This window comes from Delftia tsuruhatensis NBRC 16741, from assembly GCF_001571325.1.
Classification (GTDB): domain Bacteria; phylum Pseudomonadota; class Gammaproteobacteria; order Burkholderiales; family Burkholderiaceae_C; genus Comamonas; species Comamonas tsuruhatensis.
The window spans coordinates 114,427-127,164 of sequence record NZ_BCTO01000021.1 but is presented as its reverse complement, the minus strand read 5'-3'; the positions used below and the strand labels follow the sequence as shown (position 1 = coordinate 127,164).

Annotated in this window: 15 protein-coding genes; 2 read left to right on the top strand and 13 right to left on the bottom strand. The window is 66.8% G+C overall.

Annotated features, from left to right (window positions below; translation table 11 throughout):
- Positions 1-453: 453 nt before the first annotated feature.
- From DTS01S_RS10060 to DTS01S_RS10020, 8 genes are all read right to left on the bottom strand, one after another.
- The gene (locus tag DTS01S_RS10060; RefSeq protein WP_035884629.1) at positions 454-1,053 is read right to left on the bottom strand and encodes a S26 family signal peptidase; all 600 of its coding nucleotides are present in this window, start codon (positions 1,051-1,053) and stop codon (positions 454-456) included.
- The gene (locus tag DTS01S_RS10055; protein WP_026063021.1) at positions 1,050-1,574 is read right to left on the bottom strand and encodes a DUF2840 domain-containing protein; all 525 of its coding nucleotides are present in this window, start codon (positions 1,572-1,574) and stop codon (positions 1,050-1,052) included. The genes DTS01S_RS10060 and DTS01S_RS10055 overlap by 4 nt, the downstream gene beginning before the upstream one ends.
- Positions 1,571-1,834, bottom strand: coding sequence for a hypothetical protein (locus DTS01S_RS10050; protein WP_035884638.1), 264 nt, complete (start codon positions 1,832-1,834; stop codon positions 1,571-1,573). The genes DTS01S_RS10055 and DTS01S_RS10050 overlap by 4 nt, the downstream gene beginning before the upstream one ends.
- Complete coding sequence (gene parA / locus DTS01S_RS10045; protein WP_035884630.1) at positions 1,831-2,469, bottom strand: ParA family partition ATPase; 639 nt, start codon at positions 2,467-2,469, stop codon at positions 1,831-1,833. Before parA ends, DTS01S_RS10050 begins: the two co-directional genes overlap by 4 nt.
- 265 nt (positions 2,470-2,734) lie before the next feature.
- The gene (locus tag DTS01S_RS10040) at positions 2,735-3,595 is read right to left on the bottom strand and encodes a replication initiator protein A (RefSeq protein ID WP_017407915.1); all 861 of its coding nucleotides are present in this window, start codon (positions 3,593-3,595) and stop codon (positions 2,735-2,737) included.
- 26 nt (positions 3,596-3,621) lie between these two features.
- A complete protein-coding gene (locus DTS01S_RS10035) occupies positions 3,622-3,912 on the bottom strand; it encodes a helix-turn-helix transcriptional regulator (RefSeq protein ID WP_026063033.1) in 291 nt (96 codons plus the stop codon).
- Positions 3,913-3,995: 83 nt separating this feature from the next.
- Positions 3,996-4,745, bottom strand: coding sequence for a DUF2285 domain-containing protein (locus DTS01S_RS10030; protein ID WP_035884631.1), 750 nt, complete (start codon positions 4,743-4,745; stop codon positions 3,996-3,998).
- A 345-nt stretch (positions 4,746-5,090) separates the two neighbouring features.
- Positions 5,091-5,438 (bottom strand): DUF2958 domain-containing protein, encoded by a 348-nt coding sequence (locus tag DTS01S_RS10020; protein ID WP_017407756.1) that lies wholly within the window; start codon positions 5,436-5,438, stop codon positions 5,091-5,093.
- A gap of 223 nt (positions 5,439-5,661) precedes the next feature.
- Here DTS01S_RS10020 and DTS01S_RS10015 point away from each other — a divergent pair, with 223 nt between their 5' ends.
- Positions 5,662-5,955, top strand: a complete 294-nt coding sequence (locus tag DTS01S_RS10015; protein ID WP_016452551.1) for a helix-turn-helix domain-containing protein — start codon at positions 5,662-5,664, stop codon at positions 5,953-5,955.
- Positions 5,956-6,322: 367 nt separating this feature from the next.
- Here the strand turns inward: DTS01S_RS10015 and DTS01S_RS10010 are convergent, their stop codons facing one another.
- Positions 6,323-6,643 (bottom strand): DUF736 domain-containing protein, encoded by a 321-nt coding sequence (locus DTS01S_RS10010; RefSeq protein WP_017407758.1) that lies wholly within the window; start codon positions 6,641-6,643, stop codon positions 6,323-6,325.
- An 808-nt stretch (positions 6,644-7,451) separates the two neighbouring features.
- Between DTS01S_RS10010 and DTS01S_RS10005 the strand changes: the two genes are divergently transcribed.
- Positions 7,452-7,970, top strand: a complete 519-nt coding sequence (locus DTS01S_RS10005) for a GNAT family N-acetyltransferase (protein WP_017407759.1) — start codon at positions 7,452-7,454, stop codon at positions 7,968-7,970.
- Between the two features lie 129 nt (positions 7,971-8,099).
- Here DTS01S_RS10005 and DTS01S_RS10000 read toward each other — a convergent pair whose 3' ends face one another.
- The 4 genes from DTS01S_RS10000 to DTS01S_RS09985 all read right to left on the bottom strand — a co-directional run bounded on the left by DTS01S_RS10000 (position 8,100) and on the right by DTS01S_RS09985 (position 12,506).
- The gene (locus DTS01S_RS10000) at positions 8,100-8,309 is read right to left on the bottom strand and encodes a hypothetical protein (protein WP_017407760.1); all 210 of its coding nucleotides are present in this window, start codon (positions 8,307-8,309) and stop codon (positions 8,100-8,102) included.
- A gap of 62 nt (positions 8,310-8,371) precedes the next feature.
- Positions 8,372-10,423: a ParB/RepB/Spo0J family partition protein gene (locus DTS01S_RS09995; RefSeq protein WP_035884633.1), complete on the bottom strand. Its 2,052-nt coding sequence runs from the start codon at positions 10,421-10,423 to the stop codon at positions 8,372-8,374.
- 75 nt (positions 10,424-10,498) lie between these two features.
- Complete coding sequence (locus tag DTS01S_RS09990) at positions 10,499-11,323, bottom strand: DUF932 domain-containing protein (protein WP_035884634.1); 825 nt, start codon at positions 11,321-11,323, stop codon at positions 10,499-10,501.
- A gap of 793 nt (positions 11,324-12,116) precedes the next feature.
- Positions 12,117-12,506, bottom strand: a complete 390-nt coding sequence (locus DTS01S_RS09985; protein ID WP_017407442.1) for a hypothetical protein — start codon at positions 12,504-12,506, stop codon at positions 12,117-12,119.
- Between the last annotated feature and the right edge of the window lie 232 nt (positions 12,507-12,738).

Genomic DNA, 12,738 nt, shown 5'->3' with positions numbered 1-12,738 from the left:
CGTAGTCCGTCGTGCGAAGCACGCGGACAAGCCCATATCGACGCGGGCCACGCGCCACAAGCAGCACGGCGGCGAAGCCGCTGCGTGCCGCGCCGCCCCCACGTGCAGACAGGCTTTCGACGCGGCCCGGTGCCGCGTCCTTTTGTCTTGCCTTCCGCATTTGCCGCCCCTTGCACCCCAGGCTCTCGCTTCCGGCACGTGCGGCCCGGCGGCGCTGCTGCACCCGCAGCCAGCGCCCCGGCGAACACGGCGGTGGCCGCAGGCCAGCCGTGTTTGAGGCAAGACGCCTGCACGTGGGACGGCTGCGCCGGAAGCAGCGCGAAGTGCGGTGCCGGATACGCAAAATCGGCACCTGCACTGCACTGCACGCGCGACGACACGGCGACAAACAGCAGAACGACACGCCCGATGGCACGATGAGATGCACGGCGACGTGCAGCGAATCGGCGGCCATCATGGGCGCGACTCCAGCCAGACCGGGCGCGCAACGCCGATCACGGCGGATGCGCTGACCGGCCCGAAATACCGGCTGTCGAACGACGCCGGATTGGTGACGCTGAGCAGGAACAGCTCGCCGGACTCAAGGCGGCGGCACTGCGGCCAGGATAGCAGCGGCCGGCCCCAGCGATCAGCTGGCAGCACGGCGGCCGAAGGCACGCCGTCGATGCGGACAAAGCCCCTAGTGATGCACACCTCTTGTGGCGCCATCGCGCCCACACGCTTGAGCAGCGGGATGCGCGTCGGCAGGTAGCCGCGCTGCGCAGCGAGCGCGGCAGCTTCGGCGGGCAGCGGCACCAGCACGATGCTGCCCACGTGCAATGGAGGTTGCAGCGGACGTAGCGGCGAGCTGGTGCGACGGTCGAGTGGATCGACGCGATACCAGCCGACCGCTACGCTGTCCGACGGGTTGTAAGTCAGGCGCGGCAGCGGGTGCTTGAAGGACGCCCAGGCGAGCGCAGCGAGGCCGAAGGCGGACAGGCCCGCCAGCACGAGGCGAGCGCGCAAACGTGAGTGCGCTGGCGAGCGAGAAAGGGATGCTGTTGTGACCGTCATGACAGCGCCCTCCCGGCCAGCCAGGCGGCGTGCCGCTCGGCGGTGTACTCGGGCAGCGGCAAGCGCGCCGCGAGCCGGTTGCCCAGCGTGCGCCAGTACGCGGGCGAGGCGCCTGCAGGCGCGATGCCCAGCGTCTCGATGCCGTCGATGCGCTCCAGCACGGCGCGCACCGACTGTTCACCTTCGATGTGCAGCAACAAGCGCGCGCCCGGCTGCACACCGGGGATGCGCTGCGCGCCATCCATCGGCATGCACGCTTGCATCACCATGAGCTGCCAGCGGATCGTGCCGTAGTCATTGGCCTGCCAGCGAATGCGGCAGAGAACCGCGTTCGGCGTGAACACCGCGCAGCGACGCCAGCGGTCGAACCGGATGATGCGCGCAGGATCGCCGAAGCGCAGATAGAGGTCGAAGCGTTGGTCGATGTAGGCGAGTGCAACGCGCGTCAGCGGCACGCCGTCGGCTTGGCCGATCGGCGGGGCAGATGAAGGCGGCAATGCTGTCGAAACTGGTGTGGTCATGGAGACTTCTCCGGAAATTCCCGCTCCAGCAGCGCGCGCAACAGATCGGCCACCGTCACGCCTTGCGTGAAGGCCGATACCTTGATGCGCGCCCGCATGGCGGGCGCAATGTCGAGGGTCAGGCGGGCCGTGTAGAGGTCGCCTTTCTGGAGGTCATCGGCGCTGCCCTGGCGAATCCACGCCTCGGCGTGCGGATTCGCGGGCGGACGCGCACCGATGCCGATGCGCTTGCCCGAGCGTTTGCTGGCGGTACTGCTCATGACGGCCACCGCAGCAGTTCATCGACCAACGCGGTGATTTCGCGGGCGGCGACGCTGCCAGGCGCCGTTTCGCGTGCGAGCCGGCCAGCGGCCACGCTGTCGGCGAACACGATGCGCTGATGCACTTCCGCGCGCAGCGCAGGAAGCGGCTGCTCGGCCAGCGCGCCGCGTGCCTCCCGTCCGATCACGGTGGTGCTGACGCGCCGGTTGATGACAAAGGCCGCGCCGAGCAGCGGCCGGAACACCTGCGCCTCGCGGATCAGCGCCACCATCTCGGCACTGGCCCACAGGTCGTAGGGACTGGGCTGCACGGGAATCAGCACGCGCTCGGCCGCCAGCAGCGCGGAGCGCGCCAGCGCCGCGATGCGTGGTGGCCCGTCGATGACGACGTGATCGGCCCGCCTGGCGAGTTCTGGCGCTTCCTGGTGCAGGGTTTCGCGTGCAAGGCCCACAGCGCTGAACAGCCTTGGCAAGCCTTGCTGGCTGCGGCGCTGTGTCCAGTCCAGCGCGGAGCCCTGCGGATCGGCATCCAGCAGGATTACCGACTGCCCGCGCATCGCCAGCTCGCCGGCGATGTGGGTGGCGAGCGTGGTCTTGCCCACACCGCCTTTTTGGTTGAGCAGCGCGACGATCATGGCCTGGACCTCCCTGCTGGAGAACCTGGCTGTCGCTGCTGGTTTTCGTGGCTCTCGTTCGCCGGTTGGGTGGTTGTCCACCGAAACGCGGCGCTGCTACTACCAGTTAGAGAATTTAAGTTAGGGAAGTTAAGGGAAGCCGAAACCCGCGCCAGCATTGGCTTTGCGGCCGATGGACACGCCTGATAGCACGATAGTCCCACGCCTGATAGCACGATACCGGGCACGCCTGATAGCACGAGCCCGTCCACAGGACGCGCACCGTTTATCCCCGTGCCGTGGGCGGCACGGGACGCATGGGACGGAAGGTCAGCAGCTCGGCGCCATCCAGCCGCTCGATCCCCAAGACGTAGCCCGGCAGCGACTGCCGCGCTACCAGCGCGCGCAGGTCGCAGGCAAAGTCGTAGGGCTTGGCCGTGCTGCCCGACTTGCGGTGCAGGTGCCGGAAGTCGAACTGCCAGCCGCCAGGCTGGTGGCCGCCGTGCTTGCGCACCAGGCGGTACAGCCAGCGCTCGATCCCGCCCGTGAGGCGGAAGTACGCCGGGTCGATGGTCAGCACCAGAGCGGCATCGAGCACGCCCGCATAGAACCAGTCCGGCAGGATCAGCTCCAGCCCCAAGGGCGTGCCTTTGGCATCGGCCAGCTCCTTCCACTCGTTGATCCACGAGAAGCGGTGCAGGCGCCGCCCAGTCGTCTCGCGGATCGACGTGGCCACCGTGGTGGATTGCAAGCGATCTAGGGCTGCCTTGAGGCGCTGGTAGTCGCGCAGCGACGTGCCGCGCCCGATGAAGCGCAGGATCTCGTAGGGCGTGGCCTGCATTAGCCGCGACGGGCGCAAGCCCGCGTCGCGCGCTTCCACGATCTGGCTGGCCGCCCAGATCAGCACGTCGGCATCCCAGATCGTGGCGATGCCGTGCTCCTGCGTGCCCTCTACGCGGATCGTGATGCCGCTGGCGCGAAAGTCGATCGGCGCGACGCGCCGCGACTTCGTCAGCGAGAAGAACGGAAAGGCCATCAAGTCCTGGCTGTCGCGCGGCGCCATGTCGCCCGGCAAGGCGCGGAACAGGTCGAGCTGTTCGCGCTCCTGCATCGGTCGCTGCCGCATGGGCAGCGCAGGGCTGGACATGGCGAAGGCCACCCGCGCGCCAGTGATCAGCGCGCACGGCTGTCCGCCGAGTGCTGCTCGGCGTATTCGGGATCGGACGTGCTCTCGAAGCTGCGCTCGGCGGCCCAGGCATCGAGGTCGGCCACTGCGTACATGACGCGGCGGCCGAACTTGCGGAACTTGGGGCCGCCACCCAGCACGCGCTGCTTTTCCAGCGTGCGCGGCGACAGCCGCAGGTACTCGGCAGCCTCGTCGTTGGTGAGATAACGTTGCGGCTGTGCAGCAGTGGCCGGGGTAGCTGCGGGTGCGGCGGTAGGCCGCAAGGGAGCAGGACGCATGGTGAGAACCTCCATCGGTTGCAGGGCTCCGGCCACACAGCGCAACCGGATGGAGGCAGTCTCAGAAAACGAAGCGATCCTGCTCAGGGTCGTTTTGCGTCCTCTTCAAAACGACCCTTCTCAAGCGGCGGGAGCTGTGCTAGGCGGCGATAGCCGCCGCGCATCAGCGCATCGCCGCGCCGCACCAGGCGGCGCACCTTGGAGCGCAGGCCGCCGTCGCTGTACCAGCCGGCCGCGGCGTCCGCACCGAACAAGCCCTCGGCCACGTCGCGCAAGGACGCGCCCGCCAGGGTGGCGTCGAGCGCCTGCAGGGTGTGCAGCTCCAGCAGCGCCGCAGGCGGTGGCCGGGGCCGCGCCATGGGCGTAGGTGTGTCGGGTGCGTGCGTGGTGCTGCGATCGCGGTGGGCGTAAGCCACCGCCATGCCGTCCTCGAGGCCAGGCGCCAGCGCATAGCGCTGGCAAAGGCCGGGGCTGCGCGCGATCAGCGCCAGACCCTTGCCGTCGTGCAGCAGCTGCTTGTGGCCGGGGATGCGCCAGAACGCGAAGGCGGTGGCCTCCGGAGGCGGGTCGGCATCCGGGTGAAGCTGCACCACGGCCTCATGGCCGGGGAGCCAGGCAGGATGCGCGTCACGCGCATCCAGGGTCGGGTCTTCCAACAAACGCAAGCCCCAATGATGCGCAGCGTCGGGGCGGCGCGCACGGCGCAGCCAGTCGATCCGGTAGTCGGGATGGCGGCGCAGGTACTCCCAGGCCAGTGCGAGCGTGTCCAGGCACAGGACGTAGAGGTAGGCGGCAGTCGGATACCAGGGCGCGAAGTGGCGCAGCTCGGCCATGACGCAAGCTCCCATATAACCGCAGGACTGCCGTCACAGATTTCACATGCAAACTTCACCGCGTCGAACCAGCATCCAATCGTGAATAAGCTGGTAGATTAGTAACTTGCGTGTCAAGACGAAATGCATCGGATGGGTTGCATGGATCGTCTGAATGCGACGGTGGCACGCGAGGACATACGCGCCTCCTGCGATATCCACCGTGCCCGATGCCACGGCCGGCATCATGACCGTTTGCGTCACGATGGCACCGATTTGTTGCAATAGTGCGGACTAAGGCCGGACGGGTCCGGGGCAAGACCGAAAGAGTCTCAATGCGCCCGGCTTGGCCTGGGCGCGAACGGCTCAATCGAGGATGGAGCCGTTCTCCTGGGCCAGCCGTAGGTACTCCGACAACGGGCGCACCGCCCGGAAATACCGGTCCCGCATCACGGGCTGTTTGCTCGGCCCGACGATGGATGCGAGATCGGACAGCTTGATTTTGCCCAGCTCGGGCATGCCGATCCCCAAGTCGATCAGGCCATGGGCCGTATCGCCGTCGGCGGGGTCGAGCGACACCAGCAGCCAGGTGGCGTGTGCATCCGGCGTGAACAGCCGCACCACGGGCAGCGGGTCGATGACCCGGCCAGCGGCGCGGGCCTGGCCGTGTTCCAGCAACAGCCTGCGCTCGTCCTCGGTGATGAGCTGGTTCATGAGCGTCCCCTCATTCGCACAAAACCGCCGAAGCGTGAAAGCGCAAAACCGCATTGGCGGGTTTGTGGAAAGGCACGGACGCGGCTTTGCGCTTCTGTGAGAAGCCGCAGATACGGATTTCCGTAAAAGCACGAAAGCGGCAGGCGGGCATGGTTGAACACTATAGATTGTAGTCCTATAGGGCGCAATCGGCTGTCATCTTGGATTTTGGGGAGATCCAGGGTTGGCAGCGAAACATACATTGTCGGAGGCACTAAAGACCATCAGGAAAGCGCGTGGATTGAGCCAGGAGGCGTTCTCCGACGTGTCCAGCCGCACCTACATGAGCACGCTGGAGCGCGACCTCAAAAGCCCCACCTTGAACAAGCTGGCCGAGCTGTGCGAGGTCATGGAGGTGCACCCGCTCACGCTGCTGACGCTGGCCTATGCCGGCGACGATCTGCAGCAGGTCGATCAGCTTCTGGTGCAGGTGCGCCAGGAGTTGGAGACTGTGGCGAAGAAGAGTGACACGCCATAGCGTGCGACGTCGCTGGCGTGGCCGATCCGGCGCTGCCGGTTCGGGGGATTGCAGGGGCGCCAAGCATCGCGCGGCGGGGATAGGCCGCAGGGCTTTCCCCCGGAGGCAAGCGCAGCGCGCAGCGCCGCAGGCGCGAAGGCGTGAGGGATTGGAGCCGGATGGCCGTGACGGCGAAGTCGGCACGGGGCGCAGCCCGTAAAGCCCGGCGGTGCACGGCACCGACACGCCCGGCCGTTCTTGCAAACCGAAGGCTGCAACGTTCAGGAAGCAACTCGACACGGCGCAGCCCAGGCGGTGGTGTCGCCTCCTTGAAGTGCCGCGAAAGCAGCACAGCGCCCCGCCGCAATGGGCGGGGCGCTGGCAGCCGTCACGCCGCTTGGGGCTTGCTGCGCGACCAGATCAGGTCGTGTGTCCCGTCCTCGCCTTCGCCTTCGATCAGGCGGGCATAGACCGTGGCCGGGAATGAAGGATCGTCGAGGGTCACGGAGATGTATTCCCGCCCGGCCTCGCTGGTCTTCTTCCATGCCGCGCCGATGTCGTGGCTGGCGGCCTGCAGGCGAAAGTCCGGGGCCTTCTCGTTGTCGCCCTTGTCGTTGGGCACCAGCTTGACCTTGACGTTGAGCGTCAGGGTGCGAAGCGTGCCGGTGTAGCCGTCTTTGTCTGCGGTGAAGCTGCCGATGTTGGCCATGATGGATCTCCTTTTGGTGGAACAAGGTTCGCGCCCATCGCGTCCTTGTTGTGATCCGGCCGGCGGGGGACGGGCGGGCTGCACCGCTTGCGGTCGCAACGCAGTGGAGAGCCGGGAGGCGAAAAGAATTTGGCCCGCGAGGAATCTGCGCAGCAGAGGGGAAATTGTTTTCGCCGGACGGTTGCAGCCATGAAGCCCGAGGCGCAGCCGCGCCACCGCCAGGATTCACAACAACACAAGGACGCCTTGGGCCGAACCGCATCGAAAGGAGACAGGCCGGCTCGGCATCCCCGAACGAAGGCTGCACCGGCTCGCCCACTGACGTAGGCCAGGTCAACCACCCGACGACAAGCGAGAACGCCCCTGCCGCACCTTGCGGCGCCGGTCTTCGGGCGTGGCGCAGAAGCTCCATAGCGATGCCGGGCGGGATGTCCGTGAACCGTCCTTCGTGACGTGATGGGCGAGAACCGCCAGCGTTGAGGACGGCACGTATTCGCACAACTTGCCGCAGCAAGCCACGGCGCACCCACCGAGCACTGCACATGCGGCGGGACGCTGGCCGGGCCGATCCGGCGCAGCCGGTTCGACGGTATCGAGGGGCGCCAAGCCCGCGCGGCGGGGATAGCCCGTAGGGCTTTCCCCTGGAGGCAAGCACAGCGCGCAGCGCCGCAGGCGCGAAGGCGTGAGGGATCAAAGCCGAATGGCCGTGACAGCGAAGTCGGCACGGGGCGCAGCCCGAGAGCCCGGCGGCGCTATGCGCCGACACGCCCAGGCCGTTCTATATTCTGAGAAGGGAACGCAGAACACCATGACCATCCAGCTCCGACACGAAACCCCGGACGACATCGCGGCCATCGAGGCCGTGACCATTGCCGCCTTCGCCAATGCACCACACACCAGCCACACGGAGCAATTCATCGTGCGTGCATTGCGCGACGCTAACGAATTGGCGCTTTCCATCGTGGCCGAAGAACATGGCCAGGTCATCGGCCACGTCGCACTGTCGCCCGTGGCCATCACCGACGGCCACCGCCACAAGGCCAAAGGCTGGTACGGCCTGGGGCCGATCTCCGTGCTACCGCAAAAGCAAGGACAAGGCATCGGCGCGGGCCTGATGGAACAGGCGCTGGCCGAACTGCGGGACATGCAGGCCGCAGGCTGCGTGCTCTTGGGAGAACCCACGTACTACGCGCGCTTTGGCTTTCAGGCCCATGCGGGCCTGCAACTGCCGGGCGTGCCGCCCGGTTATTTCATGGCACTGGCCTTCCACGGGCCAATGCCCGAAGGCATCGCGCAGTACAGCGATGCCTTCAACGCCGCCGCCTGAGTGCCAACGAAGGCGGCGGCGTGGTGTTCTTGATGGGCTGTTCGGATTCAACACCGGGCGCGGCCACTGCCGTGCCCGGATTTTTGAATCCACCGGCCCCAGCGCGAAACGCTGGGGCCGGTGCTGGCGTCATTCCTTGGTTTCGATGATCCACCACACGGCGCGCTGCAAGGCGCGGCCCGTGATGGGGTGAATGTCGGTGAGGTCGGCATGGGCCGTCCAACCCGAGGGCGGGCGGTAGCCGCGCACGTCGCCATCGCCGTGCCAGCGGCGGGCGCGCACCGTGCCGGGAGCGTAGATCGCCGCCATGCGCGGGTGGCTGGTGGTGGTGCGGGTCATGGGAATTTCTCCTTGCAGCGAAGCGCCCCGGTTTAGGCCGGGGCGCTTGCCTTCGGCACGGGTCAAGCGGCCAACGCTTCGGCGGGTTCACCCGCCACGGTGGTGACTGCCTCCGCACCGTCCTGCGAGCCTTGCTCGGGCACGCCATCCATCTTGAAAATGACGGGCATCCAACCCTTGCCGTTCACCAGCCGCTCGGCCTCGCGGGCAATGTCGGCCTTCTTGAGCTTCGCCAGCCGGTTGACGCTCTCGGGCGCGAATTCGCCCACGGCTTGCAGAACGGCCGCCTTCGGGACATGCTTGAAATAGCCTTCCGCAGTCGGTTGCCACCACGCGGCCATGTCGAGGCCCACGGCCTGCGCCAGTTCTTCGCCCGGCTGCTGCGCCGTGGCGCGCAGCGTCACCACATCCACCGTGGATGCCACGCACACGGCCAGTAGCTTGACCAACTCGCCTTGCCCCATCGCCAGCAGCGCGGCGAACAGTGCGGCGCTGTCCTCGGGCAACTTGCCGCCCCACGTCTGCTGCGATTCGCGGAGCGCTACGGCGGCGGGAGACTCGGGCCAGTCCGGTGCCATGCCTTCCAGCCGGTCTTGAATTTTCAGGCTCACGCCCAGCGGCATATCGTGGCCGTAGTAGCGGCCCTGAAAGACGGTCTGCACCATGCCATGCACCAGCACGGCCAGCGCCACCTGTGGATGCTGGGCTACCTCGATTTGCAGCGCCGCCGTGCGGTGCGCGCTCAGGCGTTGGGCCAGCCGGTCGGAAATCGCTGCGGCCTTGGGCTGCACGTCTTCCTCGCCTTCGTCATCGTTCGCGGCGTCCGGGTCGCTAAAGCCTTGGCGCAACTTCTCCAGCGTGCGAAGGGCTTTCGCCTCGGCCTCGCGCAGCAGCCCTCGATGAATCACGGCCTCGCCGTTGCGGTCGATGGTGACGATGGCACCGGCTGCGGCCTTCACATTCGCGCCGTATCCCTGCAAGCCTTCTTCCAGTGCCTGCAACTGCTCGCTCAGGGCTTCGCCTTCCTCCTGCAAGGCATCGGCCTTGTCCTCGTCGTCGGCGTCCATCGCGGCATCCACCGCTTCGGCCACCTCCTGCATCTTGGCTTGCAGCTTCTCGATGCGCTGCGCTTCGCGCTTGTTGGGTTCGCGCCGCTCCCTCGGGGCGCGCTGGAAGGCGTGCAGGTCGGCATGGGTCATGCCCGGCGTGGCATCGGCCCAAGCCCAGCCCTCGGCCTTCACCTCGGCGGCGATGCCGGTCAGCTTGTCTTGCGCCAGCCGTTCCAGCAGTGCGGCGTCGGTCAGATACACGCCCGCATCTCCTTCCGCGAACAGGTCACGCCGGATACCACCGCCCGCCTGCTCGTAGGCGTCCAACCCAACGAAGCGCACCAGCGGATGCCGGTAGGCGTCAATCTCGCGCTCGGTCAGACGCTCGCGCAAGTGCGAGGGGTGACGCTGCCACTGTGGGGCGTCGTAGTAGGCGGCTTCCTGTGCCGCGTGGTCATCCGTCCCGGCCAGGGCCATCAGTTGGTCAAGGCTCACGGCATCGGCGCGATAGTCCTCCATCAGGCGCGGCGAGACATTCGCCAGCTTCAAGCGGCGCTGCACCACCAGCGGCGTGACGGAGAAATCCGCTGCAATGTCCTCGATGGGACGGCCTTCGGCCACCAGCGCGGCGAACGCCTCGAACTGGTCAGCCGGGTGCATGGCTTCACGCTGCACGTTCTCGGTGAGACTGGCAGTGCGGGCCGTGCCATCGGCCACTTGCAGGCAAGGCACCTGCCAATCCTTGGCGATGCGGTGTTTCTTCGCCAGCAGCTTCAAAGCTGCGAGGCGACGGCCACCGGCCACCACCTCGTATTGCAGGCCATCGGCGGCGGGAATCACGATCAGGTTTTGCAGCAGGCCCACGCGCTGGATGGATGCGGCCAGTTCAGGGATGGACATGCGCGGGGTCTTGCGCACGTTGCGGCCCGTGGGGCGCAGCACCAGACGCGACAGCGGCACCAGGATCATGTGCTTGCTCGGGTCGGCGGCTTGCAGCACGTTCGCGGCGCTGTTGGCTGCGGTCTGGACGGCGCGGGCTTCGGTGGTGGTGGTAACGGCGTTCATGGTGAATCTCCAAACAAGTGAAACAAGGGAATGGAGGGGAAACCGCCCCTCCGGCGGGAAAAGCGCCAGAGGGGGTCAGGCTTTGAGAGCACGCATGCCATCGGCCAGCAGCCACAGGGCGCGGTTCAGGCGAATGTCCGAATCAATGCCCTGCACGGGGCGGGTCTGCTGGCGGCGTCCGTTGGTGCTGCGCCCGGACAGGCCGCCCTTGGTCAAGTTCTCCTGCGTGCGGTTGAACACGCTCCACAGGTCGGGGCGGCGGTCGTCGAAGCGGCGCGGCATCAGGATTTGTGATTCCGAGATCGGTGCGGGCTTGGTCGGGTCGTCGTACTTGAGGGCCAGCGCGGCGCGGGCGAACACTTCCGATTCACCGGCGTCCAGCGTGATGGCCTGCATGGATTCGCGCGATTCCTGCGCATGCTCGAAGCCACCCAGCACCTGATAGGCTCCCTCGATGACATGCCCGGCTACGTCGCCTTTGTGGGGCACGCGCACATCGCCCACGGTGTCGCCGCATACAAGGCCATTGCTGCACACGAAGCGGAACATGCCGCCCAGCAATTGATAGCTGCTCGTGCCGTCGTGCGAGTTCAGCAGGATGATTTCGTTGGCTTCGCGAGCGTTGATCTGGTTGGCATGGCGCAGGCGCAGCATGTGTTTCGTGTGCTCGCGCCGGCCCTCGTTGCGCACGCGGGTCTGGCACACCATGAAGGGTTGAAACCCTTCCTTTCGAAGCTCGGTCAACACGGCAGCCGTGGGGATGTAGGCGTATCGCTCGGAACGGCTCTCATGCGGGGCATCCGCGAAGATGGACGGGGCCACCTTGCGAATCTGGTCATCGGACAGAGGGGTTTCGCTGCGCTGCGCGGGGGAGTGGGAAGCAAAACGGGTTGCAAGCATGTCGTTCTCCTGAACAAAAAGGCTGTTGAAGAAAACCGCACACCGGATTCCTAGATTCGGAGCCCAGCCTTTCGGCTGTTCGGTGCGGTCGGCACGAGGAACCCGGTTGGCCCTGTTGCCACCGTCCTTCCTGAGTTCATCGCCCGCGACGGTCAGGAGCGCGCGGACGGGGGCCGTCAAGGAGACAAGCGCAGGGTTGGTGCGGCCCGCAGGCGCAGCCGAGGACACGGCCCTGCGCGCCTTGACGGCACATGGCCGCGGGCTACAGTCGCGAGCAAGGTGATGGAGTCAGGAAAGACGGCTGAACAAGGCAACGGCCATCCTTGTGTGCCGACCGCACGGCAAGCGAAGCGCGCAGGCCCGGATCTGGAAGCCGGGCCGGAGGCGTCAGTCGAGCAGCGCGAGGGAACGATGGAAGCCCGATAGGGGCGAGACGCCGAAGGCGGCTCGATGCGCAGCACGACAGCGCGACCGGCCATCTCCCAGTTGGCCGGGGACGCCCTGACTTCAATGCTCGATGAAAACCACGCCCAGGACGAACTTTATGCACAAGGCATAGAGGGAGTTGGCTCTGCTGTTGAAACTGCGGTTGGTTTCTGGCCGATCCGGCGCAGCCGGTTCGGCGGTCTTCGAGGGGCGCCAAGCATCGCGCGGCGGGGATAGCCCGCAGGGCTTTCCCCTGGAGGCAAGCGAAGCGCGTAGCGCCGCAGGCGCGAAGGCATCGGCATCGGACGCAGCAAAAGAAAAAGGCGCGTCGTCCTCTCGGGCGACGCGCCAGGTTGCCAACGCGCGATCAGTTCGCCGCCGGCGACACCATCGCTTCAAGCTGCTCGATGACGCCCGGCTCGACGAAGACGCAAGGCTGGTTAGCCTCGATCGGGACGTTGAACATCTTGGAGAACACGTGACGCTTCAGGTGCGCCAGCCGGCCCGTTCGATAAGCCTGCTCGGGCTTCACGCTGCCATTCGGCGAGCCGCTGCGCTGCGGGTCGCATTCGACCAGCGCGACGAAATCATCGTCGGCCAGCTTCTGGTGTTCGGCGCACAGACCCCAGCCTGTCGTCGTGTGGCGCTCCATGCTCGCGCGCAGGCGCTTGTCGAGCAGGATGGCGCCGGTGTCGAAGGCCACGCCGCAGACCAGGCAGACGTGTTGTTCCATCGAAACGTGTGATTTGTCGTTCATGACGATCTCCGGTTGCTCGGGCGGAATTGCCCGGAACCGTCGTCAGCACGGCGCAGTGCAAGCAGTCAGGGGTCGCAGACGGCCGCCAGGACGCAAGCGCGCAAGGCGCGCGCCGCCCTTGACGGCGAGAACGCCGTGATACGGTGAAGGAGACAGCAAGGCCGCCTACCGACCTCCATCGAAGGCACGGACAGGCAAGCGCAGCGCGCAGGCCCCAAGGGCCGGAGGCGTC

Bases quoted from the DNA above. Each gene is read 5' to 3' on its own strand.
- DTS01S_RS10060 (WP_035884629.1), bottom strand. From the start codon at position 1,053: ATGACGGTCACAACAGCATCCCTTTCTCGCTCGCCAGCGCACTCACGT.
- DTS01S_RS10055 (WP_026063021.1), bottom strand. From the start codon at position 1,574: ATGACCACACCAGTTTCGACAGCATTGCCGCCTTCATCTGCCCCGCCG.
- DTS01S_RS10050 (WP_035884638.1), bottom strand. From the start codon at position 1,834: ATGAGCAGTACCGCCAGCAAACGCTCGGGCAAGCGCATCGGCATCGGT.
- parA (WP_035884630.1), bottom strand. From the start codon at position 2,469: ATGATCGTCGCGCTGCTCAACCAAAAAGGCGGTGTGGGCAAGACCACG.
- DTS01S_RS10040 (WP_017407915.1), bottom strand. From the start codon at position 3,595: ATGTCCAGCCCTGCGCTGCCCATGCGGCAGCGACCGATGCAGGAGCGC.
- DTS01S_RS10035 (WP_026063033.1), bottom strand. From the start codon at position 3,912: ATGCGTCCTGCTCCCTTGCGGCCTACCGCCGCACCCGCAGCTACCCCG.
- DTS01S_RS10030 (WP_035884631.1), bottom strand. From the start codon at position 4,745: ATGGCCGAGCTGCGCCACTTCGCGCCCTGGTATCCGACTGCCGCCTAC.
- DTS01S_RS10020 (WP_017407756.1), bottom strand. From the start codon at position 5,438: ATGAACCAGCTCATCACCGAGGACGAGCGCAGGCTGTTGCTGGAACAC.
- DTS01S_RS10010 (WP_017407758.1), bottom strand. From the start codon at position 6,643: ATGGCCAACATCGGCAGCTTCACCGCAGACAAAGACGGCTACACCGGC.
- DTS01S_RS10005 (WP_017407759.1), top strand. From the start codon at position 7,452: ATGACCATCCAGCTCCGACACGAAACCCCGGACGACATCGCGGCCATC.
- DTS01S_RS10000 (WP_017407760.1), bottom strand. From the start codon at position 8,309: ATGACCCGCACCACCACCAGCCACCCGCGCATGGCGGCGATCTACGCT.
- DTS01S_RS09995 (WP_035884633.1), bottom strand. From the start codon at position 10,423: ATGAACGCCGTTACCACCACCACCGAAGCCCGCGCCGTCCAGACCGCA.
- DTS01S_RS09990 (WP_035884634.1), bottom strand. From the start codon at position 11,323: ATGCTTGCAACCCGTTTTGCTTCCCACTCCCCCGCGCAGCGCAGCGAA.
- DTS01S_RS09985 (WP_017407442.1), bottom strand. From the start codon at position 12,506: ATGAACGACAAATCACACGTTTCGATGGAACAACACGTCTGCCTGGTC.